Below are 26054 nucleotides of genomic sequence, written 5' to 3'. Positions count from 1 at the left end.
TTTCATAATTAGATTTTAAACATTTTAGAAAAGATGAAAATCAGAAAAATACATAACAATTTAAAAGCAATATTTTTATCCGGATTTCTTCTGGTTTTTCTTGGAGCTAATGCTCAATATATTAGTACCGAGGATAGTATTGCAATAGCTAAAGAGAGGGCCAGGGGCTCTATAATGCCACGAACATCTAACCGTCCGGCAGTACCTAATGCGAATAGTATTTCTGTAAACAGAGATGCGGCCATTGTCACATATACCCCGGCTGAACTTGTAGAAAAAATATTCCTTAAAAGCCAGGGTGGTGATTGTGCAACGGAAGGAGTTATTGAAGATGTTACACTTCATGCACTAAACTGGACAGGTACTGCATGGTCAGCAACGAGTCCCGAATACAACAGGTCCATGTCATATTTTAGTGGAGGACAAACCACGGGAACCCGTGTATTGGGGATAGAAAGCGGAATATTACTGACTACTGGGCCGGGGCTGTATGCTGAAGGTCCCAATGGTAGTGGAAGTGGGGCTCAGAGTGCATTGAATGGAGGTAAAACGCTTAGTGATGCTGATTTACAAGCTTTAACAACTAATGGTATAAATTGTGGTACGGTATTGGAATTTACTTTTACCCCACAATCATCTCAAATTAGTTTTGAATATGTATTCGGGTCGGAAGAATATCCTAATTATTCTAACAACCAGACTTATAATGACGTATTTGGTTTTTTTATATCGGATGAGGATGGTGTTTCCAACAAAAGAAATATTGCGATAGTACCCGGAACTACCGATTTACCGGTTGCAATCTATAATGTAAACCAACTAAGGAATACTGAATATTTTGTTAATTGTTATACTACTGCCGGACAACAAGTAGAATATAACGGACATACAACTGTACTGACAGCAAAAGCCAATGTTGAGCCGGGGAAAAAGTACAGATTAAAGCTTGCGATAGCCAATGTAGGGGATAGCAGTTATGGGTCGGGAGTATTTCTTAAAGCTGGTAGCTTCGACTTAGGGCTTGGTATCACTAATCATGGGAACGAGATTCAGGGTATGGACAATGTCTTTCAGGCTTGCGAAAGTAATAAATTCACATTGAAGATAAACAAAAGTTCTGTGGCAAGGACAATAGGTATGACTTATTCCGGAGCAGCCCTGAATTTTATCAAACAGCCGGATGGAAGTAATATGCCTGCGACAATTAATGTACCTGCATATTCGACAGAAGTAAGTGTACCTTACAAAGTATTGAGTACTGTGTCTACAAACGGTGGAGACTTTAATATTAAGGCTACGATTCCGGGCTGTGGTGAAATTACAAAAACAATATATGTATATCAACAGTTCTTATCTGCTACGGTAAAGACTACACCTTCATGTAATGGAAATGACGGCAGTTTATATGTTGAGGCCACCGGAGGTTCTCCACGGGTAGAAATGAGCCGGAATGGAGGGGGCGACTGGCAGAAGATAGCTGTACCTTTTACCGGACTGGCACCGGGCTCATATACAGTTATGGTACGTGACTCTATCGGATGTAATACAGAGACACTTACTGCCGTTGTAACAGGTAAACCTGTTATAAATAACACCTTTACCGAAACTACTGTCTGTGCGGGAACTATTGTACCTAAAGTAACACTTACAAGTACTGTCGCCGGAACTACTTATGTCTGGACATGCAATAATTCTGCCATCGGTTTAACATCAGGTACAGGGGATATTCCTCAATTTACCGCGAAGAATACAACTACAGGGCAGTTGGAAGCTACGATAACAGTTACTCCTACGGCATTTGGTTGTGTTGGTGTTTCAAAAAGTTATAAGATAATAGTCAATCCGGTTGCCGATGTAAAACCTATTTCTAATCTGACAGTATGTAATAACAGCCTGGTATCGTCTATCCCATTCGAAACTACGGCAATGCCAACAAATAAGGTAACATATACATGGAAAAACAATAATGCTGCTATCGGTCTTGTTGCCAGCGGTTCGGGTTCGAATCTACCATCCTTTACTGCGATAAATCCGGGTACTGCCCCTGTAACAGCAACAATAGAAGTAACACCCAAATATGAAGATTGTATCGGCACGCCGTTGTCATTCACCATTACGGTTAATCCGACAGCAATCGTGAAACCTATCTCCAATCTGACGGTATGCAATAACAGTTTGGTATCACCTGTACCATTTGAAACTACAGCAACACCAACTAATAAAGTGACATACACATGGAAAAACAGTAATACGGCTATTGGCCTTGTTACCAGTGGCACCGGTTCAAATCTACCATCTTTTACTGCTGTAAACCCGGGTATTGCACCCATAACAGCCACAATAGAAGTGACACCCAAATATGAAGATTGTATTGGTACGCCATTGACATTCACTATTACGGTCAACCCGACAGCCATAGTGAAGCCTATTACTAATCTGACGGTATGTAATAACAGTCTGGTTTCATCCATTCCATTCGAGACCACGGCAACACCAACTAATAAAGTGACATACACATGGAAAAATAATAATGCTGCTATCGGTCTTGTTGCCAGCGGTTCGGGTTCGAATCTACCGTCTTTTACTGCTATAAATTCAGGTACTGCCCCTGTAACAGCAACAATAGAGGTAACACCCAAATATGAAGATTGTATCGGCACACCGTTGACATTCACTATTACGGTCAACCCGACAGCCATAGTGAAGCCTATTGCTAATTTGACAGTATGCAATAACAGTTTGGTATCACCTGTACCATTTGAAACTACAGCTACTCCATCCGGCAAAGTGACATATACATGGAAAAACAGTAATACGGCTATCGGTCTAGCTGCCAGTGGTTCGGGATCGGGTTTACCTTCTTTTACGGCAACTAATTCAACAAATAATCCTGTTACAGCAGCAATAGAAGTAACACCGAAATACGAAAATTGTGAAGGTACTAAACTTACGTTTACTATTATAGTAAATGCCCCTGTTATGGCGGGAGTTATAAAGGGTAATTCTTTTGTATGTCAAAATCAGAACCCGTTGGAAATAAAAGAAATTGCAGCTGCTTCGGGTGGAAGCAATTCATTCACATATCAGTGGAAGTCCAGTATAGATGCTATAATATGGACAGATATACCGGGGGCAAAAAGTATAAGTTATACGCCCGGCATTCTTGCTACTGATACACATTTCAAAAGAATGACTATCGATGGATTCTGTGGACAGCAATTTGAAAGCAACACATTTACCATAAAGGTTGTGACTCAGCCGACAGCATTATATTGGAAATCAACGGCCGGAGACAGCAATTGGAATAATCCGGACAACTGGATAGACAAGGATGGCAATCAGCTAGGAATGGTGCCATTGGCTTGTACTGATGTCCAGATAACAGGAGGTTCTGATAATTACCCTTCATTGGATTTGGCGAGTACACCAGTTGATTTATATGGGACTCCGCAATGTAGGAATATTACTTTCCAGTATGGAGCAGAAGTTGCATACCAGTATAAACTAGCCTATGAAAAAGCCTTTGTACAGTATAACTGGGGATATTACAGTAATACAAGCGGGTTGCCGGAAGGTATTCAGCCAGACAAGAACGGATCAGGTTCTCCATGCTTGGTGAAAGAACGGGATACCTGGTATGCGTTAGCAGCCCCATTAAAGAATATGGCATCCGGAGACTTTTCATTTGGTGGTTTTCCCGTAACATGGCAGGGTGGTTTTAATATACAAGACCCTGTAACCGGACAGTCTGTAGAGGTAGAAGCCGGAGACTTCAGTAAAGCATATGCGAGAAACGATATTAATCTGGCAGAAACTAACAATGCGGTTGCAATAAAAGTTCCCTCATACAGAAATCAAATAGGTTATAATAATCACTGCCATATGGATGGCCTTGAGGGAGTCATGGAATTCCCATACTTTGAAAATGAAGCAAAAGCGCCGTTTTATCCGGCTCATACTTATGATAAATTTACAAGGGAAAGTAAATTCTTCTATTTTGATACTAAAACACTTCAATTGATATATTCTCCGGTAGGACGAATGAAACGTGGAGCAGAGTCTTATCGCTTTATATACGAAACATCTTCGAATGAGGTTAAAAACATTAGTGTAGGAGGAAATAATGTACCCGGATATGCCCAGGAAATATCGAAACACATTGCCTCATCACAGAAAGTTATGATTGGGAATCCGTTTATGGCATCTATAAACTCAAAGCGTTTCCTTGATGCTAATAATATAGATCCGGGAGCTCCGAAATTATTGGCCAGTGATGGATATTTTGTATTCAATAGTACATTGCAGATCTGGCAGAATCTTCCATTTTCGGCAACAAACAATATTGGACCTCAGCAGGCATTTATTGTGACATTGGCCGAAGGGGTAAATAATACAGAACTATTATATCCATTCGAGGGAACGTATGCTTTAACCGGACCTACTTTCAGAGGACTATCCCAAGTATTGCCGGAAGGCAGCTCTCTTTATCTTAAAACAAGTGATAACAATGATGCGGCCGGAGACTATGCTATATTGAATGCATCCCAAACAGGTGATAATCTGAATAATGTAAAAAAAATGATATATACAGAGGGGCATGTTGTACCTGAAACATTCTTCATCACTTCTGATGGTAAGGACTATAATCTTGTTCAGGCGTTTGAGGAAGGTATCAAAGAAATCGGTATAGGTGTCAAATGCTCCAATACTCAAAAACCTCTGAAGTTTACGTTTGAGAATGTGTCTGAATTTTATTCGACCTATGGCGTGCGTCCTGTATTGGTGGACAAATTTATGTCTATAGAGCAGGATCTGACAGATAATTATACATATCATTTTAATCAGCGAAAGACAACAGTAGAAAACAGATATATAGATGCAGACAGGTTTGTTTTGCGTATGGCATCTCCAGACGATATTGTTGGAAATGTAAACGAAGACATTCATATAGTTTACCAAAATGATGTCTTGAATGTGAAATCGGGCAGGACAATTAAAACTGTTCATGTATATGACTTGTATGGAAGGCTGATACATTCAAATAGGCAGATAAACTTAACTGTTTATAGCCAACCTCTATCGTTAGCCCAAGGTTTGTATATTGTAAAAGTGCAAACTGTAAATGGCAAAACTAAAGTGGAGAAAATAATGGCTTTGTAAATATTAATTACATACTATATCACGTAATATATTTTATTCCCAAAAGGGTTGTGAGTTTAGTCGGAAGAGGGCGAAGAATAATATTATGGTCCTTTGGGTTGTCTGTTAATATTCGCCAAATTAACAAACTTGATTTAAAATTCAAAAATTCTACAAAATTGACTCATATTTTTGTATAAATATATAGCGGGGATAGATGGATAAAAATCCTGTTACTCAAGTCTGTTTTTTTGAACTGAAATAGCAACTTGAATTAAATTATAAAAGTAGGTGAGCTAATGGATAGCATGCAACAAATATTGATGAAAGAAAGTAAAAATGGTTCTGATAATAACCAGATATACTTGTATAAAATTGATGATTATTGGTTTGCATACGAATATTCGGCATTTTATCTATACTCTATTTGTTGCGTTGATGCCGTTTTTAAATACGTAGAGCCTGAAAATAAGAAAGTAATACTGATATCCGTCTTAAAGAATGGATATGAAAAGGCTGGTAATCCTCAACTAAGGGTTGTAGAAAGAACAGAACATCAAATGGTTCTCAATTGCGGTATTAAATGTAAAGGTTTTCAACAATGGAAAGACGGATGGATAACCTTATTTAAAGACCGTTGTTTTGTCCAGATTATTCAGGAATTTTATCGCTCATTGTGTAAATTATGAATGAAAGAATAGGTAAATGATTATCGATTGTATCTTATATATTTTAAATATCAGAAGTCAAAGTAATATAAAAAATTGAATATGTTTAATAAAAAAAACAATATGTCAGGTATTGTGTCGACTGCCTCTTTGGATAAGACACATAGTGTTCTGTCTCAATCAACAATGTTTTCCGGAGAGATAAATTCAAAAGGAGATCTAAGGATTGACGGTAGTATTGAGGGTAATATTAATTGCGAAGGAAAAATTATCATTGGTCCTGATGGCAGAGTCAATGGTAATATCAAAAGCAGTAGTATAGAACTGATGGGTAAGATTAACGGCGATGTTATTGCTTATGATATTGTTCGGCTTAAATCATCATCTTATTTCAAAGGAGAGATAACAGCTTTAAATTTAGAAATCGAGGCAGGGGCCAACTTCTTTGGTACTTGTAAGATGGTTACAGAACAAGATACAATTGAAAAGGCAATTCTTGTGCCGGAAGTCTTAGCTATAGAATAGCTGCCTTATAAAAATAAGGCACAATTGAAATTTTGTATAGTGTACTTGAAGTACATAAAGGCCGTTTGATATAAGTTTATATCAGGCGGCTTTTGCTATAATAGTGGCGGTCTCAATTCCTATTTCGATATTACGCATGTAATCATTAATAATAGGTACGGTTAATTTCAATTTTCATTATTTTTAGGGATTGTACAGACTATACCTTACCCGTACATTTGTAATCGTAAAATTGGCACTATTATACTGAATTTTATGAAAAAACAATAATCCCGGATATTATTTAGAATATCTAATATAATTCTATAAACATATGTTAAAGTATATATTTATAGTGATTGCATCTTTTGCAGTCACCTTGAATACTCTTGCGCAAAAAACGACAAAAGAAAAAGTTTCAGGAATAGTAAAAACAACTGATGGACAGCCGGCTGAGTGTATTTCAGTCTCATTGAAGAATACAACTTATGGTTGTATAACAGATGAAAATGGTCGCTTCGAATTTGAAGCTCCTGCCGGGGAATATATCTTAGTTGTATATTCTATTGCGGCTCACCGTAAAGAAACTCCTGTTGTTATTAAAACTGGTGTTTCAAATTTCTTTCCAGACCTTACTATTATAGAAAATAAAAATCAGTTGGAAGAAGTGGTTGTAACCGGGCAGTTTGCCCCACAGTCTCTTCGTAACTCTCTTTACAAAGTAAGAGTAATAAATAATCAGGCCATCCAGCAAAAAGCAGCAACTGATATGCAATCGTTGTTGAATACTGAAATCGGAGTACGGATTACCAATGATATAGCTTTGGGAGAGAATAAGTTCGAACTGATGGGGATGGGGGGCAACAATATAAAAATTCTCGTAGATGGGGTTCCTCTTGTCGATAGAGGCGCTACTAAGCAAAGCCTTAGCCAGATAGATATAAATACGATCGAACAGATAGAGATTATAGAAGGACCTATGTCTGTCATATATGGTACTGATGCCTTAGCCGGAGTGGTAAATGTGATAACCAAAAAAGCGAGGGTAGTACCCGATAAGAATACTTATTCCGTATCGGCACGTGTACAGGAGGAGTCGATAGGAGATGAATATGAAGCTTTTTCGGGGGAAGGTATACATAACGAAAGTGTGAATCTTAATTGGGGCTCTAAATTTGGTCTCTATCTGGATGGTGCATACTCGCGTAATGTTACAGGTGGATGGAAAGGTGATGAAATTGGTAGAGCAAGGACATGGACTCCTAAAGATCAGTTTTATTATGATGGAACTGTCGGATATAAGAAAAAAGGGTTGAATGTATGGTATCGGCTTAGTTATTTGGATGAGACTACATTTAAACCGGAAAATCCCAAAACAGAAACCTCTAACGAAATTGTAGATGTCGATTTTCTTGTCGACAGATATACCCATAACCTTCAGGCTGATTGGAAAGTAAACAACCGCTTGGGCTTCAATGTAGTTTCTTCCTATCAGGATTATAAACGCCGCACACGTACAATTGTCTCAGATCTCGAGAGTGGAGAGAAATGGTTATCGACAGATGAATCGGCTCAGGATATATCAAAATTCCAGGGGGCGTTTATGCGCGCCACAGCTACATGGAAAGCAACATCGACTATCGATTTACAGCCGGGAATCGAATACAATTGGGACAAAGGCTCAGGAGGGCGTATATTCGGAGAACCTGATATTTCTACCTTTGCCGCTTTTCTGTCAGCTGAGTGGCGTGCCACAGAATGGTTTAGCATTCGTCCCGGAGTACGTTCCATTATAGCTGCCGATTACGATGCCCCAGTGGCCATCCCGTCGGTGAGTACAAAGTTTTCACTGACTCCGGATATGGATTTGCGCCTGTCATATGCATATGGGTTCAGGGCACCGACTTTGCAGGAGTTGTATTTCTCTTTTCATAATGCAAATCATGACATAGAGGGGAATCCCGATCTGAAAGCCGAGTATTCGAATAATTTTACAGGAGCATATACATGGCGTATATTTCATAATGAGAATATAAGACTTACTTCAACAGTATCTGCTTTCTACAATGATTTTCAAGACCGGATTGAAACGGCTTATGAATCGGAGAATTCGACAAAAACGACATATAAGAATATATCCAAGTATAAAACAACCGGCGGAACCTTAGAAAATGCCTTAATATGGAAAAATCTACAGGCAAATATTGGTTTTTCCCTGGTCGGACGTTACAATAACCTGCAAGATAATGAAGATGTAGCGGCAGAAAATAAGGATATGCCGAATTTTAGATTCTCTCCCGAATTGAGTACCAGTATTACTTACCATATTGCAAAAAGTAAAACAAACCTGAACCTGTTTTATAAATTTACAGGCAGCCGTGATGAGTATCAGTATGATAGTACTACTAAGGAATTATATCTCGGAGGTGTAGGTAGTTTCAATTGGGCCGATTTTACAATTAGCCAGCGCGCAGGCAAATATCTCAATATAAATGCCGGAGTTAAAAATATATTTGATATAACAACCGTAAGAAATACAACCGGTGGCAGCGGACACGACGTCAGTGGTCCTTCCACACTGAAGGGGTGTGGACGCTCTTATTTTATCGGTCTAAGTTTCCTTTTTAATAAATAATTAATCAATAAATAGACAAAATGAAAAAATTACTGTATTTATTTCTTTTTACGGCCTTGATAGGCTTCAACTCATGTAGTGATAGTGAAGACGATGTAAAATTGCCGGATATTACAGTCAATTTTACATCTGCTGAATTGGGACTCGATGAAGATAATGAATCTATAGATATTACAATAAATTTGAGTCGTAAGGCTGAATCTGCAATTGATGTTACAGTAGGTGTGACCGCAACCGGAGCCATTTATGGCACACAGTTTACAACTAATCCTGTCGTTACAAATAACCAACTTGTAGTGAATATTCCTGCAGGAAGTACATCAGCTTCATTTAAAGTATCCAAAGTTAGCGAAGCTTTATTTGAAGGTACGGAAACTCTGGCCTTTACCATATCATCAATATCTCTGAATAATGGAATCGTTATTGGCGATAAGAAAGAAGCCACCCTTAAATTCGGTGCAATAGTATCGGAAGGTCAAAAGCTGATTCTCGAAGGAAAAGTGGGTACTGTAGCTTATGCTAATTCTGTATATGTGGATTTAAGTAGTAATACACAGACACCAGTGGACCGTAAAAGCTGGAATTTAGGCTTCTACGGTGGCAGTGACTTCAAAGTTGTATTGAATGGAGCCTATGCAACTACGGCTACAGCTTCGGCTAAGACAGATATTACTGCCGTAACTCTTGCCGATGCAGAAGCAGCAAAAGATATAGCGGCAAGTCCTATGACTGTAGAAGGGTTATCTACAGAAGTAATAGACAGTTTTGACGGTGATCTTTCAAAAACCGTATTTGCTACAATATCTGCTACAGATAGTGAAAACAAGGTTTATTTTGTTGCTTCGGAAGGAAATAAATCAAGCCGGGACCAATGGTATAAAGTGAAAGTCAGCCGTAATGGGGAAGGTTACAAAGTGCAATACGCCAAAGTTAGTGAAACCACAATCAAGACTGTCGAAATAGCTAAAAATGCCGCCTATAATTTCACATTCTTGTCTCTGGAGACAGGAACAACGGTTAATGTAGAACCGGAAGCTAAGAAATGGGATATCGTATGGGGGTATAATATCGGTTCTACGATGGGCATGCCTTACTTTATGCAGGATTTAGTGCTTATTAATAATGTTGCCGGAACAGAAGCTGTACAAGTAATGGTTTCGGATATTGCATATGAAGATTTCAACGAATCTAAAATTGCAAGTCTCACACTATCGAAAGTTCGTAACGTAATTGGTAGCAATTGGCGCGTGACCTCGCAGATGGGTGGCTCTACGGCTCCTCTTGGGATACAGTACGACCGCTACTATGTGATAAGAGATGCTAATGGATTCTATTATAAACTGCGCTTCCTGACAATGGGGTTGGCTAATGATAAGGGAGACAGAGGACGTCCGCAGATAGAATATGCATTAATTAAATAAAAAATATATTCAGATAGAATAAATACAAGTATGGCAGACCGATTCTTTCGGTTTGCCGACTTGCGTTAAAATATCTGACAAATAAATTAAGTAATTGTTACAAAGTATGTCTAAGTCTAAAATTATAATTATAATATGCGCTGTACTGGTAATTATTGCCGGATGGATTGTCTGGGGTAAGCTTGCTTCCACCACCAAGATCGGTCTTGTTAATTTTCAGCAATTTCAGCTTACCAGCCTTATAAAATCAAATACGGACGATTTTATAAGCTTTGAAGAAGTTTCTCTTGATGAACTCGATAAACTGAAAAAGTATGATTTCGTCCTGGGATTCGGTATGGGAATGAATGTCTCGGCAGAACAACGCGATAAAATACAAAGTGCTGCCGATAATGGAGTTCCTATTTATATATACGCTGCTACCAATCCCGACAATAATATATGTAACCTCGATAGTATACAGAAAGAGAGCGTTTCTTCATATATCAGCAATGGAAATAGAAAGAATTATCAGAATCTGGCAAGGTATATCCGTCAGCATATTGATAAAAAATCATTCTTTGTTACTCCAGCCGATTCGGTAGTCGAAAGTGCATCCGATGTGCTTTATCATTTAGATGAGAATGTGTCGTTCAATACTGTGGGTGAATATGAAAAATATATCAAGGAGCATAACTTCTATAAAGAAGGCGGCGCGAGTGTGGCCATAGTAGGTGGGCTTAACGATCCCTTTAGTGGCAACCGGGCTAATATAGACAGTATGATTGTTTCATTTCAGAATGCAGGAATGAACGTCTACCCTGTATCATCAGCCATGAAACGTCTCGATTTTCTGAAACAAATACAACCCGATGCAGTAGTTTATTATGCGCATGGCCGTTTGGCTATGGGACAGGCTGATGCCGCTGTGGAATGGCTCAAAGAAAGAAATATTCCTATGTTCTCCCCTCTTACTATTCTGCAAACGAAGGACGATTGGATGAAAGACCCGATGGGGATGTTTGGCGGTTTCATGTCTCAAAGTATTGTTATGCCCGAATTGGACGGGGCTATCTATCCATATGTAGTAAATGCACAGGAAGTTGACGATGACGGCTTGTATCTTTTCAAGGCTATACCCGACAGGTTGAAGAATCTTACGCAGATCGTCAATAATTTCATCAGCCTGCAAAAGAAAAATAATGTAGATAAGAAAGTTGCTATCTATTACTTCAAAGGAGCAGGACAGGAAACGCTGACGGCACAGGGGCTGGAAACAGTACCGTCTCTCTTTAATTTACTGAAGCGGTTAAAGGCAGAAGGTTATAAAGTGGATAATCTACCAGCAACGGAGCAGGAGTTCGAAAAACTACTGATGGCTCAGGGTGCAGTATTAAGCACATATGCGGAAGGAGCGTTTGATAATTATCTGAAAAACGGTAAACCGGCATTGGTCGAGAAATCGGAATATGAATCATGGATTAACCAATCGCTTTCGAAAGAACTCTATGCTGATGTCGTAAATACATATGGAGAGGCTCCCGGAGCATATATGAGCGTTCATAAAGATAACAAATACTATCTGGCAGTTGCCCGTGTCCAATTGGGGAATATAGTGCTTCTGCCTCAGCCTATGGCTGCACTTGGAGGCGATGCCTTTGCCATTGTTCACGGAGCAAAATCAGCACCGCCGCACACATATATCGGGGCATATCTGTGGTCGCAGTATGCATTCAAGGCAGATGCTATGCTGCATTTTGGTACACATGGCAGTCTGGAGTTCACTCCTCAAAAACAAGTGGCTTTAAGCAGCAACGACTGGCCGGATCGTCTGGTTGGGACCATTCCGCACTTCTACTATTACACCATTGGCAATATCGGAGAAAGTATGATGGCTAAACGCCGTTCGTATGCCACTACACTATCCTACCTGACACCGCCGTTTATGGAAAGCAATACCCGTTCGCAGTTTAAATCTTTGCAGGATAGAATCCGCGATTATTATAAGACCGACGAGGCAAATCAGTCAAAGGCTTCGTTGGCGGTGAAGAAAATAGCAGTGCAGATGGGATTACATCGCGAATTGCGATTAGACAGTGTTCTTACAACTCCATATTCTACGGCAGATATAGAACGTATCGAAAACTTCTCGGAAGAGATTGCCAATGAGAAGATGACAGGGCAACTATATACTACCGGTGTACCTTACGATGCCGAGAAGATTAAATCATCTGTATTGGCTATGAGTGCCGATCCTATTGCATACAGTCTGGCTGCACTGGACAAACAGCGGGGTAAAGTAACTGAACAGCAATTGAAAAATAAAGTTGTATTTACACAGCGTTATTTAGAACCTGCTAAAATGTTGGTAAATCAGGTATTAAGTGGTAAAGCCGTAGACAGTACATTCATCTGCCAAGTGGCTGGCGTTTCTACAAAAGACCTGAGCGAAGCAAAAAAAATACTGACTCCCCCACGACGTGGTATGATGGCGATGGCTGCATCTTCCGGTACAGGAGGGAAACCCACAACTAAATCGGGTGGGGGACATCCTTCCTGGATACCTAAAATAGGTGAAAGGCCTGCTGAAACGAAAACTAAAAAAGAGGAAACTCCCAAACCTGCGGAAAAACCTAAACAACCCGAATATACGAAAGAGCAGAAAGATCGTGCCCGTGCTATTACCGAAGTTGAACGTACGATCAATAATATTGTCAATTATAAAAATGCATTGCTACAGAGTCCTGAATTGGAAATGAAATCTATATTGAACGCACTTTCGGGTGGCTATATCGCTCCATCGTCGGGTGGAGATGCTGTGGCAAACCCTAACGCTGTGCCTACGGGGCGCAATCTCTATTCTATAAATGCCGAAGCTACACCATCGGAAGTAGCATGGGACAAAGGAGTCTCTCTTGTTAATGCAACGCTGGACCAGTATAAGAAGCAACATGGAGAATATCCGAAGAAAGTAAGTTATACATTCTGGAGCAGTGAATTTATCGAAAGCGAAGGTACTACTATTGCGCAGGCACTCTATATGCTCGGTGTAGAACCTGTGCGTGATGCTTTTGGCCGGGTATCTGATATTCAGCTGATTTCTTCCGAAACCTTGGGGCGTCCCCGTATTGATGTTGTAGTACAGACTTCGGGTCAATTCCGTGATCTGGCTGCGTCTCGTTTATCCCTTATTACGCGTGCCGTAGAAATGGCGGCTTCGGCCAAAGATGACAAGAATGGTAATTATGTATCGTCCGGTACAACCGAAATAGAGCGTCAGTTGGTAGAGCAGGGTATTCCACCTAAAAATGCGCGCGAAATGTCTACCCAGCGTGTATTTGGAGGTATAAACGGTATGTATGGGACAGGCATTCAGGGTATGGTTACCAGTGGCGACAAATGGGAAAATGAGAAAGAAATCGCTGATACCTATATCAATAATATGGGGGCTGTGTACGGAAGTGATAAAGAGTGGGGCGAATACAAAGCCGGACTGCTTCGTGCGGTGCTTCACAATACGGATGTTGTTGTACAACCTCGCCAAAGTAATACATGGGGTGCATTGAGCCTCGACCATGTATATGAATTCATGGGAGGAATGAATCTGGCAGTACGAGATGTGACGGGCAAGGACCCCGATGCTTACTTTGCCGATTATCGTAACCGCAACAATGTGAAGATGCAGGAGCTGAAAGAAGCTATTGGTGTAGAATCACGCTCTACGGTCTTCAATCCGGCTTATATAAAAGAAGTAATGAAAGGCAAGGCGTCCAGTGCCTCGCAAATAACAGAAGTAGTAACCAATACCTATGCATGGAACGTGATGAAACCCGATGTTATCGACAACGAAATGTGGGATCAGCTGTACGATGTATATGTAAAGGATTCTCATAATCTGGGCGTTCAGAGCTTTTTTAAGCAAGAAAATCCGGCAGCCATGCAGGAAATTACGGCAGTAATGATGGAAACCGCCCGAAAAGGGATGTGGAAAGCATCGGAGCAGCAATTAGCAGATGTTGCCAAACTGCATACCGACTTGGTAAATGAATTCGGTGCAACAGGATCAGGCTTTTCGGGTTCGAATGCGAAACTACAGGATTTTATAGCGCAGAAATCTACTCCCGAAAATGCGACAGGCTATAAGCAACAGCTTCAAAGGATGAAGACCGCAGATGCTTCTTCGGAGATTAACAAGAATGGAACTGTACTGAAAAAAGACTCGGTGAATCAGTCCGATAATGGGGAAGAAAACTCATTGAACGGTATCATTGTAGTTGCAGTCGTTTTGGTTGCATTCCTGATTCTATTATTTATACTGCGTAAGAAACGTAAGAGTAATAACTAAATACAGAGGTCGGAGGAATTGTCTGTACGGTTTCTCCGGCTGATTGTTTTATGGAATTAATTATTCAGATATTGATGCTTTTTATTATTATAAATTGCATTGTAAAACTAAGCTTCTGGAAGCCTTGGCAGGCTGTTATTTTCGGTCTGGTTTGTGCTGTTTTCGTCCTGTGGGCATGTCAGTATGCCACTATGCAGTCGAAGACCCAATTGGCAGACTATCTTAAAAATATAAAGGTGATGCAGGATGCCGCCGTTCTCATTACTATTGAGTCAGCTATTTGCTTTGCTTTTTGTTTTGCAGCTTTGCGGGACATGTTCGGGAAGAAAGTGAAACGGTGGATACAACCTCTCTATTGGTATCCCGGTTTACTTATATTTCCTGTATTATTCTATCTTCTCACTCAACTGATATTCAGTTTTCCGGGAACAGACTTTGATATCATATCTTATATCCTGGCCGTGGCTGTTCTCATTGTTTTACCGGCATTAAGCTATCTGGTCAGGTATATATATCCGGAAAAGGAACTAAGGCTGGAGGTGTATTTCCTTGTGAGCCTTTTTGTCTGCATTATAGGTCTCATAACTACAGTGAATGGAAATGTGACTTACGCCGCAGTAGAAGAACCCGTAAATATAAAGGCGATGCTATTATCGCTCGGCCTTTTCGGTGCAGCTTTCGTACTGGGTTTTGTGTGGAATAAGGTAAAATGGATTATCAGACAAAAGAAAGAATCAAAGAACAAATTATCACAATCAACTAAATAAGAATTATTAATGGAAGCAATTTCAAAAGTATTATTCTGGGTAGCCAATAGTTTACTTATACCCGACATCATTATCCTGTTATTCCTTTTTGCACGCTCATTACTATTAATTGGTAGTTTCTATAATCAGTTTATGGTAAAAAGGAAAAATGATAAAGAACTGAACGATAGGATTAAAAATCTAAGTATAACAAACATAGATACTCTGAAAAGCTCTTTGCCCGAAAAGGACAACTCTTTGTTTGTCAGATATCTTCGTGATCTGCTTGCTACTCCGGCTAGTGATGCATATTCAGACTATCTTATCTCCAACTTCGAGAATGAAGCTGAGAAAGATGTATCTCTATCGAAACTTTTAGCCAAAATGGGCCCTGTACTCGGACTTATCGGGACATTGATTGCTATGAGTCCGGCTTTGGTAGGCTTGTCCACGGGAGATATATCGGGTATGGCTTACAATATGCAGGTCGTATTTGCGACCACGGTTGTGGGACTAGTTGTGAGTGCAGTAGGTCTGGTCACGCTTCAGTTCAAGCAACGCTGGTATGCTAAGGATGTGAATAATCTCGATTATGTATCGAGGATATTAACCGATAAAGAGGAACAGGCATGAGACGGAGGCAAAGGAGAATAAGCAAGTTTTCGAAAGAAGAGGACACCGATCCGTTAAGCGTGATAGTTAACCTTTTCGATGTGGCAATGGTCTTTGCTGTGGCTCTGATGGTGGCAATGGTAATGCATATGAATATGACGGAGGTTTTTACGCAGGAAGATTATACTATTGTAAAAAATCCGGGTAAAGATAACATGGAGATTATTACCAAAGAGGGAAATAAGATTAATAGATATACCCCGTCGCAAGACCAGTCTTCATCCCAGCAAAAGGGAAAGAAAGTAGGCATAGCCTACGAATTGGAGAACGGAGAAATAATTTATGTGCCGGAATAATATAGCCCTGCCCTAAAATATGTTGACAGGATTTATACTAAAATATTATAAGAACCGATGGATTTTGATTCATCGGTTTTTTGTTTTAGGTGTGTATAAAGGTAGGAGTTTCCTAAAAAGTAACCACCAACGGTCACAGGTAGAAGTAATGGCTTTTTCGGTTATGATTAATAATTACTATAATCCTGATAGACTTAAATGAAATTTTGACATTAAAATATTATAGCACAGGAGTTAATGTGGTTATTCGATCAGTAATGGCCACTCATACTATTTAGGTATAAAGTACCCTGTAAATACCTATTTATGGTGATTGTGAGGAGGGGCGCGGTGTGCTACTTTTACGCGTTCGAAAATTAAGAATCAAAATGAGTAACAAACTATCCGGAGCTAGCCTTTTATGCTCCTTCCTTTTATTGTTTTTTATAAGCAATACATTAAATATATCAGCCCAGCAATTGAAAAGTGGAATTATTACCGGACGTGTGACAGATATGCAGAAAAAAGCTGTTTATTCGATAGCTGTATCGGTAGAAGGAACCACAATCGGGGAATATACGAACGAGAGTGGAGAATTTAAGCTGGCCAATGTACCGTCAGGGAATCAAACTATTGTAGTATCGGGAGTGGGATCTAAGACGACCAGAGTAAAGATACTGGTTGAGGCGGATAAAACAATCCGCATTCCAGATATTGAAATTAATAATTCTGTCGAATTAACTGAAATAGCTATAGAAGGAAAAACCGAAGCCCGTCAGAAGCAGGAGCAAGCCTATGCTATAACTGTGGTCGACCTGAAAAAGTCATATAACACTGTGGCCCCCCTGAGCAAGATGCTGAGTAATATCTCAAGTGTCCGTATCCGGGAAGACGGAGGAGTAGGGTCTAACTACAATTTCAGTCTCAATGGCTTTTCAGGAAATCAGGTGAAATTCTTTCTGGATGGGATTCCGATGGATAACTTCGGCTCTTCGTTCAATCTGAGTAATATCTCTGTGAATATGGCTGAGCGCATCGAAGTCTACAAAGGAGTTTTGCCTGTAAGCTTAGGCGCCGATGCCTTGGGCGGAGCGGTGAATATTATCAGTCGCAAAGATGCCAACTATCTGGATGCATCATACTCCATCGGGTCATTCAATACGCACCGGATATCTCTGAATGGAGCATATACTGACCTGAAAACAGGCTTTACCGTCCGTGCCAATACATTCTTCAATTACTCGGATAACGACTATAAGGTATTTGCTCCTATTAAGGATTTGAGTAACGGAAAAACAATCGAAGAACGATGGGTGAAACGTTTCCATGACGACTACCAGTCGATGGGGATAAAATTTGAAACAGGGATAACCAATAAATCATATGCTGATTATCTGTTAGCTGGCGTTATTTTGTCAAAGAATGATAAAGATGTGCAAACCGGTGCCGTAATAGATGCTGTATACGGTGGTGTAAAATCCAAAAGCGAGTCGATGATACCGTCTATCCGCTACAAAAAGGATGATCTGTTCGTTGAAGGATTATCCGCTTCATTCTATGGAGCATACAGCATGGTCAATTCATTCAGCATAGATACTCTGGCACGTAACTATAACTGGCTGGGTGAATGGCAACCTTCTGATACAAAGGGCGAACGGGGAACTAATTCTTATACCGATTCCAAAATAAGGAATAGAGAATGGGTAGCCAATGCCAATATCAGCTATATGATAGATAATCATCAGTCCGTTACGCTGAATCATGTGTTTTCATCTTTAAACCGGAAAATTCATGACAAGGTAGATCCAGACAATGAATCGAACAAAATACCTCAAAAATTGACGAAGAACATAACAGGTCTGGGTTGGCAGGTAAAATACGATAGGTGGAACGCCAATGTTTTTACTAAATTATACAGTACAAGCAGTTCTACTTATAAGATAATAAACCAGTATAAAGAAGATGAAAGGCTCGATAAAGTAGATGACGATAAAACAAATATTGGATACGGGGCTGCATTTACTTATTTTATTTTACCCAAATTACAGGCTAAACTTTCTTATGAAAAGGCCTACCGCTTGCCGGAAAGCACCGAAATGTTTGGAGACGGACTTAATCAGTTGCGTAATCCCGATCTGAAACCGGAGAGTAGTAATAATGCGAATTTAGGTTTCATATTCGAACAGAATTTAAAAGAACATACTATCTTTTTCGAAGGTAACTTTATATACAGGGATACGAAAGACTTTATATTAAAAGACCTGACAGAAGCTTCGGCTGTTACCGGTTATAAAAATATGGGGAAAGTCCTTACCAAAGGTGTAGAGGGCGGAATAAAGTATCAATGGAAAAACCGCCTTCATGCGGGAGCAAATCTGACTTATCAGGACATAAAGGATAATCAGAAATATGAAGAGAATACGGGCACTTATGTAGGAAACGGAAAATCCGAGAACCTCAATTATAAGCGTCGTTTGCCTAATATCCCTTACTTTTTCGGTCATGGAGACATAGGGGTGCAGTTTCAGAATATAGGGCTAAAAGATTCGGAATTGTCTTTAGACTATTCGATCAATTATATGTGGAAGTATTATCTGTCTTTTCCCGGTCTTGGGGCAAAGTCGACCAAAGATGTAATTCCCGAACAGACTTCGCATGATATCTCCCTGGGCTACACGATGCAGAATGGGCGTTATAGCGTTATGCTGGAATGTACGAATTTCACGGATGAAAAATTATATGATAACTACAGATTACAGAAGCCGGGTAGGGCATTTAATCTGAAATTCCGTTATTTTCTGAAATAATAAACTATACAATCAGATTTACTTAATGAAAACGAGCATGAAATATATAAATAAAATTACAGCATATATAATTGTAGGATGTATCATCTTATTTGCTTCCTCATGCGATGACGATGAATTTGGCACTGAAGAAATTCCTTTTGCTCCTTATGTTCTAAGCCTGGGGATTACATCCGGTGGGACAACAGCCTATTATCTCGTTACAGCGGAAGACCTTATGTTGGGGAACATCAATGCGGTAGGCAAAGGAATAGAGCAAAGCGGATTCCATGATTATGAGCAGGGCAACCAAACTATTTTTTGTGTAGGTGGTCTTGGAGTTACCAATACTACCGGAGTAGTAAGGGGTGGGGACGGTTACTTGCTTGAAAAAGGTGAATTCACCTTCAATCAGTCTCTTAGTGCATTTACACAGATTGACAATAATAGTATGATGGGAATAGAGATTCCCGGTAATGCCGAAGAGGGAAGTAATATAACGTTTTATAATGTTGATATTAACAGTGTTGCTATTACCAGTCGCAAGACTGCTCCGATAGCGCCTCTTTCCCAATTCGAATGGCCGAGCATTACTGGCTTGTGTATGAGCGGTAATAAGATTTACATGACTTACTTCCATATGAATCCGAAGACGTACGAAACCAAATATACCGATACCACTTATGTCGCTGTATATTCTTATCCTGAAATGACATTGGATAAGGTGATGAAAGATACGCGTACAGGCCCGGCGGGATCGTGGTATGCGCATAATGGTATATTCAAGGTCGAATCAGGGGATATGTATATCATGTCTAATTCTGCCATTGCCAACGGATATTCGCAGAGTACGAAAAAAGCCGGATTTTTGCGTATACCGGCAGGCACGACCGGGTTCGACGATTATTTTTTCGATTTCGAGACTAAGTCGGGAGGCTTGAAACCTGCCCATGTAAAGTATATTAGCGACGGTCTGGTATTCGCTGAGGTTAGTACCATTAATCCCCAGACAGCAAATGACAGATGGGGAGATAAATCGCTGGCATGTTATATAATAGATCTGAACAACCAGTCATTTAAAAAAATACCGGAGATTCCTGTACATGACGGGGATGGAGGACGCCGCTTTTCTGTCCTGGTTGACGGCGGATACGTTTATTTCCCCGTAAAGGTAAAGGATGAAGGCGTCTATATTTATCGTATCGATCCTAAAACGGCAACAGCGGAGCGGGGAGCTAAAGTCTCTACTAATTTTGTCGGTGGCTTTTTCAAACTTAATTGAGATATTGTTTAATCTTTCTGATCGGATAAACCTGAGATATCGGTGAATAAATCAGGTTTATGTTGTCAAATCGATTATTAGTCTTACCTTTGTTGCGCAAAACAATTCGTATTGAGGTTATTTTCCTCCACGATTTTGCACATTAATAAATTAAAGATGACTGCCGGAAGAGCAGACTGGATATTAGATGACATCATTTCAAGAATTAGACATTATAGAGCCGATATTGAGGGCTCTGCAAGAAAAAGGATATACAAATCCGACCCCGATACAACAAGACGCAATCCCCGTAGTTCTCAAAAAGCAAGATATGCTTGGACTGGCACAAACCGGTACAGGCAAAACGGCAGCATTCTCAATACCGATTATACAACATTTGTATCAGAATAAAATAAGCGGGAGAAAAAGAGAAATAAGGGCGTTGATTATCACTCCCACCCGTGAACTTGCAATTCAGATTAACGATTGTATCAAGGAATATACGCTATATACAGGATTACGCCATTGTGTGATATTCGGAGGTGTGAAGCAAAAGGCTCAGACAGATGAACTGCATAAAGGTATCGACATCCTCGTTGCTACACCCGGGCGATTACTGGACTTAATGAATCAGGGCTTTATAAACCTGAATGCTATAACTCACTTCGTACTCGATGAAGCTGACCGGATGCTGGATATGGGCTTTATACATGATATAAAGCGTTTATTGCCCAAACTGCCAAAGGATAAGCAGACTCTGTTCTTCTCGGCTACAATGCCTCCGGCTATAGCTGCACTTTCGCGTTCTATATTAAGGAATCCTGTCAGGGTGGAAGTTGCTCCCGTTTCGTCTGTAGTGGATGTGATCGAGCAAAGTGTTTACTTTGTAGAAAAGCAGGATAAGAAAGATTTGCTTATCAGCTTACTAAAAAAAGATAAGAAACAATCGGTTCTGGTATTTTCCCGTACGAAGCACGGAGCCGATAAGATAGCACGTTTACTTTGTAAAGCGGGGATTGGCAGTGAAGCCATTCACGGGAACAAATCACAGAATGCCCGTCAAAGAGCATTGGCAAATTTCAAATCGCATAAGACACGTGTACTTATTGCCACCGATATTGCCGCCCGCGGAATAGATGTCAATCAATTGGAACTGGTTATTAATTATGATCTGCCGGATGTCCCTGAAACTTATGTGCACCGTATAGGACGTACAGGGAGGGCCGGTCATAGTGGCACGGCCCTGACATTCTGTGCTGAGGATGAACGGCCGATGCTTAAAGATATTCAAAAGCTGACCGGAAAAGTATTACCTGTAGCTATTTAAACGGATTTCCGGACAGGAATCCGGAGATAAAACAAAAGATCAGGGCCGGATACTTAAATGTAGCCGGTCTTTTTTTTCTTCATCAGTTTATTCAGAAATAATACGGTTTGTTCCTGTGTCGGCAGATTGTATAATGCAGCATTGGAACTCTGGCCGACTTTAATTGTTATCGCATTTTGAGGCAATGCCAGAAACATTTCTTCATCGGTAGTATCATCTCCTATAGCCATTATGAAATCGTAGCTCCCTTTTTCTATCAGCCTTCTGGCTTCCGAGCCTTTGCTTATATCACCGTATTTTACTTCTACTATCTTATTTCCTTTCATTATCTGTAAATTATGACGGGCGCAAGGGTTTAACAAAGCATTGATAAGTTGGGTGACACGCAGGTCGGCAAGCCAGATATCTACGTTCCGGTAATGCCACACTAGTGCTGTATCTTTTACCTCCATTTTCGAACGTGGAGTTCTTTTTACAGTTTGTTTGATTATATTTGGTATCTCCTCATCCCATTCTACTTTCTGGGCGGTTTGATACCATATCCCGTTTTCCCGGTAAAAGGCGCCATGTTCGGCGGCCAGTCCTATTGGCAGATGTCCAAGCCATTTTTCGAGGGTTTTCTTATCGCGTCCGCTACTTATGACTACATGATTTCCCGGGTAGGTACTTAATTCTTCCAATATTTTGAGCAGGTCGGGTGTCGGATATGCTTGCATCGGCTCTTTTCTGAATGGTGATAATGTTCCGTCATAGTCAAGTATAATCAGCCTGTTTTGAGCTTTATCATATGCTTGTTTAATAATATCAAAGTTCGTTTTCTCAACTATCTTTTGTTGCAATGCGTCGTTTTTAGATTTTATGTCGGTCAGTTCTTCTATGAAATCTTTAGCCCATTGATTGACTGTTTGAGCAGATATGATTTCCTGCATGGATGCTATCGTTTCTAATTGTTCATCCACAGGCATCTCCAAGGCTTGTACTATTGCATTTTCGATCTCTTTGGTATCTGTAGGGTTCACTATAATGGCATCTGACAATTCTATGGAAGCACCTGCCATTTCACTCAGAATAAGAACACCCGGCTCATTTCTTTTGGTCGCCAGATATTCTTTGGCAACCAGATTCATTCCGTCCCGTAGCGGGGTTACCAGAGCTATATCTGCTATATGATAAAGGGCAGCCAATTCCTCGAAATTGAATGCCCGGTAAAAATAATAGACAGGAGTCCAGTCTATCGTTGAATGCTTCCCGTTGATCGCTCCCACTTTCATATCTATATCCTTCTTTAGATCGGCATAAATATCCACATTGTCGCGGGAAGGGGCTACAATCATTACCAATGAGACTTTACCCGTATATTCCGGATGATTGTCAAGAAACTCTTCAAAACTTTTGAGCCGGATCATAATTCCCTTGCTGTAATCTAATCTGTCTACAGATAAGATTAGCTTACCCGTCCCGAAACTAGCTCTGAGCTCTTCTGCATTTTTGTTTATATCGGGATTTAATAAAGCACTGTGAAACATATCATAGTTGATACCCATAGGGAAAGCATCCACATCGACTACGCGCCTGTCCATTTGTATTTCATCCAGATTACAATCCAGCTTCAATACCCTGTAAACAGCACTTATGAAGTGGCGCATATAGCTGTGAGTATGGAAAGCTACTAAATCCGCGCCCAGCAGTCCGTTCAGTATTTCAGCCCTTTCGGGCAAACCACGAAACAGTTCGTAAGAAGGGAAAGGAATGTGATGGAAATATCCGATGCTGATATCGGATATCTTGTCCCGGATCATTTTGGGCAATAACATCAATTGATAATCCTGTATCCATACAATATCTCCGGGTTTTATAATTTCCAGAGCTGCTTCGCAAAATAAATTATTCACCTCTTTGTAAGCCTCCCAGTATTTATTTTCGTAGTGCATATAGTTGGAGAAATAATGGCAGAGTGGCCAAAGTACGCTATTGCTATACCCCTCGTAGTAGTTTTCAATTTGCTCAGGGGATAAATAGACCGGATGAAAATTTTGCCCTTCGAGCTGGTGATCTATAACTTCTTTTTCTTTACAATCGTCGAGGTACATTCCCGGCCAGCCGATCCAGTGCTTTTCCATATTCATTTCCAAAGAATCGAGGCCTGTAGACAATCCTCCCGGACTGGATATTACTTTATATATGTTATTTTTTTCAACTATTTTCAGTGGTAACCTGTTAGATATAATAATAAGTTTCATCTTTTCGATTTTTAATAATTAAAAGTTGCCGGAATACCAAGAGATATTCCAGACAATGTATTTCTTTCAGAACAAGGAGAGAAATAAATAATAGTAAAAATGTGAATTAATACTAATTAAAACAGAAAAATAGCGTATTTGGTTCAATCAAAGGCTATATTGTGTTGCAAAGAACGTCATAATCATTGAATAAAAAAAATATAAGCATGCATAATCTAAATTACGGAGTTATAGGGAATTGCAAGTCGTCGGCATTAGTATCTGAAAGCGGGAGCATAGATTGGCTATGTGTACCTAATTTTGATTCTCCATCGGTATTTTCTAAAATTCTGGATGAAAAATCAGGCGGAAGTTTTGCTTTCATAGTATCGGAAGATTATAAATGTTCGCAGCAATATTTGAAAGGTACTAATATTCTTTGTACCAGATTTGTATCAGATGAAGGGAGTTTCGAAGTCCTTGATTTTATGCCCAGATACAGGACTATGCAAATGGATTACTTTTATCCTGCTGAGATTTACCGGTATATCCGTTTAATTGCAGGCAAGCCGCGTTTCCGTGTCAAATATGAACCTGTAATGAATTATGCTAAAGAAACAGCCGTTCACCGTAAATTTGAGGATTGTATAAAAACATCTTCGTGCGAGAATGCCAAGGATAATATGTATCTGTATTCGAGCATTGATTTTGATACGATTCTTAATGAAGACGAAATGATACTCGAAAAAGAGGAGTTTCTGATGTTATCATACAGTCAGAAGCTTGTTTCCATAGATATCGACCGGGTTTATCTCGAATATCAGCGGACTAAAGTCTACTGGCTTAACTGGAATAGCCGGTCCCGTAAATTTGTTCAATACAATGATGTTATATCCCGTAGTTTGTTGATACTAAAATTGATGTCTACGCAGGATTCGGGGGCGGTAATTGCCGCTCTGACGACCAGTATGCCCGAAACGATAGGGGAGGTGCGCAACTGGGACTATCGCTTTTGTTGGATAAGGGATGCTTCCATGTCGATAGAGACTTTGCTGAAAATGGGGCATCAGGCATCAGCCAAGCGGTTTATGGGATTCATAAAAAGAATATTGAAATCCAAATCCGATTCTTTCCAGATTATGTACGCGATAGATGGCAACCGTATTCTCCGGGAGGAAATACTGGAGCATTTGTCAGGATATGAGAATTCTCAACCCGTAAGAATCGGAAACGCAGCCTATAATCAGCGGCAAAACGATTCGTTAGGATATCTTATGGATGTTATCTACAACTATTATATTCATTTTCCGGGTACTTTGGACGAAATTGAGGAGATGTGGGAAGTCGTGAAAACTATCGTTAAAACGGTAACTATCGAATGGCGGAATACCGACCAGAGTATCTGGGAATTCCGGAATACGGAAAAGCATTTTGTATTTTCGAAAGTAATGTGCTGGGTAGCGCTTGACAGGGCTGTCAGTATTGCTATCTTCCTGAATATGCATGAGTATGAGACGGAATGGAAAGAGCAGGCTGAGCTTATAAAAAACGATGTGTTGACAAATGGATGGAGTGAGGAGATTCAGAGTTTTACGCAGGCCTACGATAATTGCGATGTAGATTCTTCCCTTTTGTTGATGGAACAATACGGATTTATTGAACCGGATAATGAGAAGTTTATCAAAACCGTGAAGAAAATAAAGGAAGAACTCTTTCACAACGGGTTGATGTACCGTTATAAGAATAAGGATGATTTTGGTTTACCATCTTCTTCTTTTACTATTTGCACATTCTGGCTGATACGCGCATTGTATGTTACAGGAGAGAAAGATGAAGCATTGAGGATATTTAATGAATTGCTTACATATTCAAATCACTTGGGATTATTCAGTGAGGATTTGGATTTTGATACGAAGAGGCAGTTGGGAAATTTCCCACAGGCTTATTCACATCTGGCATTGATAAATACGGCTTTATTATTTTCAGATGAGCGTCCATTCTCTAAATTTGTAAGGGCGTAATTGATAATAATTATACAAATAAAAGATTTTGTACAGGCTAAAATCAGGTTAATGTT

General features: G+C 40.0%; 14 protein-coding genes. 13 read left to right on the top strand and 1 reads right to left on the bottom strand.

Features of this window, described 5'->3' with window-relative positions:
• Positions 1-33: 33 nt before the first annotated feature.
• The 12 genes from B3317_RS13075 to B3317_RS13020 all read left to right on the top strand — a co-directional run bounded on the left by B3317_RS13075 (position 34) and on the right by B3317_RS13020 (position 21758).
• Complete coding sequence (locus B3317_RS13075) at positions 34-5160, top strand: choice-of-anchor L domain-containing protein (protein ID WP_291112303.1); 5127 nt, start codon at positions 34-36, stop codon at positions 5158-5160.
• A gap of 302 nt (positions 5161-5462) precedes the next feature.
• A complete protein-coding gene (locus B3317_RS13070; protein ID WP_291112301.1) occupies positions 5463-5828 on the top strand; it encodes a hypothetical protein in 366 nt (121 codons plus the stop codon).
• Between the two features lie 81 nt (positions 5829-5909).
• Positions 5910-6332, top strand: a complete 423-nt coding sequence (locus tag B3317_RS13065) for a bactofilin family protein (RefSeq protein ID WP_291112299.1) — start codon at positions 5910-5912, stop codon at positions 6330-6332.
• Between the two features lie 313 nt (positions 6333-6645).
• A complete protein-coding gene (locus tag B3317_RS13060; protein ID WP_291112297.1) occupies positions 6646-8946 on the top strand; it encodes a TonB-dependent receptor in 2301 nt (766 codons plus the stop codon).
• A 20-nt stretch (positions 8947-8966) separates the two neighbouring features.
• Positions 8967-10367, top strand: coding sequence for an HmuY family protein (locus B3317_RS13055; RefSeq protein WP_291112295.1), 1401 nt, complete (start codon positions 8967-8969; stop codon positions 10365-10367).
• Between the two features lie 106 nt (positions 10368-10473).
• Complete coding sequence (locus B3317_RS13050; protein WP_291112293.1) at positions 10474-14691, top strand: cobaltochelatase subunit CobN; 4218 nt, start codon at positions 10474-10476, stop codon at positions 14689-14691.
• Between the two features lie 50 nt (positions 14692-14741).
• A complete protein-coding gene (locus B3317_RS13045; protein WP_291112291.1) occupies positions 14742-15458 on the top strand; it encodes a hypothetical protein in 717 nt (238 codons plus the stop codon).
• A gap of 9 nt (positions 15459-15467) precedes the next feature.
• On the top strand, positions 15468-16070 hold the full coding sequence (locus B3317_RS13040; protein WP_291112289.1) for a MotA/TolQ/ExbB proton channel family protein: 603 nt from the start codon (positions 15468-15470) through the stop codon (positions 16068-16070).
• On the top strand, positions 16067-16405 hold the full coding sequence (locus B3317_RS13035) for a DUF2149 domain-containing protein (RefSeq protein ID WP_291112287.1): 339 nt from the start codon (positions 16067-16069) through the stop codon (positions 16403-16405). The genes B3317_RS13040 and B3317_RS13035 overlap by 4 nt, the downstream gene beginning before the upstream one ends.
• Before the next feature lie 368 nt (positions 16406-16773).
• Positions 16774-19191 carry a TonB-dependent receptor gene (locus B3317_RS13030; RefSeq protein ID WP_291112285.1) on the top strand — a complete coding sequence of 806 codons (2418 nt, stop codon included), beginning with the start codon at positions 16774-16776 and terminating at the stop codon, positions 19189-19191.
• A gap of 37 nt (positions 19192-19228) precedes the next feature.
• Positions 19229-20452 (top strand): DUF4374 domain-containing protein, encoded by a 1224-nt coding sequence (locus B3317_RS13025; protein ID WP_291112283.1) that lies wholly within the window; start codon positions 19229-19231, stop codon positions 20450-20452.
• Positions 20453-20639: 187 nt separating this feature from the next.
• The gene (locus B3317_RS13020) at positions 20640-21758 is read left to right on the top strand and encodes a DEAD/DEAH box helicase (protein ID WP_291112281.1); all 1119 of its coding nucleotides are present in this window, start codon (positions 20640-20642) and stop codon (positions 21756-21758) included.
• 53 nt (positions 21759-21811) lie between these two features.
• Here the strand turns inward: B3317_RS13020 and B3317_RS13015 are convergent, their stop codons facing one another.
• Positions 21812-23998, bottom strand: coding sequence for a bifunctional alpha,alpha-trehalose-phosphate synthase (UDP-forming)/trehalose-phosphatase (locus B3317_RS13015; protein ID WP_291112279.1), 2187 nt, complete (start codon positions 23996-23998; stop codon positions 21812-21814).
• A 206-nt stretch (positions 23999-24204) separates the two neighbouring features.
• Between B3317_RS13015 and B3317_RS13010 the strand changes: the two genes are divergently transcribed.
• Complete coding sequence (locus B3317_RS13010) at positions 24205-25998, top strand: glycoside hydrolase family 15 protein (protein ID WP_291112277.1); 1794 nt, start codon at positions 24205-24207, stop codon at positions 25996-25998.
• Positions 25999-26054: the final 56 nt, after the last annotated feature.

This window comes from Dysgonomonas sp. UBA7710 (genome assembly GCF_002482385.1).
In the GTDB taxonomy this organism is placed as follows: Bacteria; Bacteroidota; Bacteroidia; order Bacteroidales; family Dysgonomonadaceae; genus Dysgonomonas.
The sequence above is the reverse complement of the archived record's forward strand: the minus strand, read 5'-3'. Positions and strand labels throughout refer to the sequence as shown.

Bases quoted from the DNA above. Each gene is read 5' to 3' on its own strand.
- B3317_RS13075 (WP_291112303.1), top strand. From the start codon at position 34: ATGAAAATCAGAAAAATACATAACAATTTAAAAGCAATATTTTTATCC.
- B3317_RS13070 (WP_291112301.1), top strand. From the start codon at position 5,463: ATGAAAGAAAGTAAAAATGGTTCTGATAATAACCAGATATACTTGTAT.
- B3317_RS13065 (WP_291112299.1), top strand. From the start codon at position 5,910: ATGTTTAATAAAAAAAACAATATGTCAGGTATTGTGTCGACTGCCTCT.
- B3317_RS13060 (WP_291112297.1), top strand. From the start codon at position 6,646: ATGTTAAAGTATATATTTATAGTGATTGCATCTTTTGCAGTCACCTTG.
- B3317_RS13055 (WP_291112295.1), top strand. From the start codon at position 8,967: ATGAAAAAATTACTGTATTTATTTCTTTTTACGGCCTTGATAGGCTTC.
- B3317_RS13050 (WP_291112293.1), top strand. From the start codon at position 10,474: ATGTCTAAGTCTAAAATTATAATTATAATATGCGCTGTACTGGTAATT.
- B3317_RS13045 (WP_291112291.1), top strand. From the start codon at position 14,742: ATGGAATTAATTATTCAGATATTGATGCTTTTTATTATTATAAATTGC.
- B3317_RS13040 (WP_291112289.1), top strand. From the start codon at position 15,468: ATGGAAGCAATTTCAAAAGTATTATTCTGGGTAGCCAATAGTTTACTT.
- B3317_RS13035 (WP_291112287.1), top strand. From the start codon at position 16,067: ATGAGACGGAGGCAAAGGAGAATAAGCAAGTTTTCGAAAGAAGAGGAC.
- B3317_RS13030 (WP_291112285.1), top strand. From the start codon at position 16,774: ATGAGTAACAAACTATCCGGAGCTAGCCTTTTATGCTCCTTCCTTTTA.
- B3317_RS13025 (WP_291112283.1), top strand. From the start codon at position 19,229: ATGAAATATATAAATAAAATTACAGCATATATAATTGTAGGATGTATC.
- B3317_RS13020 (WP_291112281.1), top strand. From the start codon at position 20,640: ATGACATCATTTCAAGAATTAGACATTATAGAGCCGATATTGAGGGCT.
- B3317_RS13015 (WP_291112279.1), bottom strand. From the start codon at position 23,998: ATGAAACTTATTATTATATCTAACAGGTTACCACTGAAAATAGTTGAA.
- B3317_RS13010 (WP_291112277.1), top strand. From the start codon at position 24,205: ATGCATAATCTAAATTACGGAGTTATAGGGAATTGCAAGTCGTCGGCA.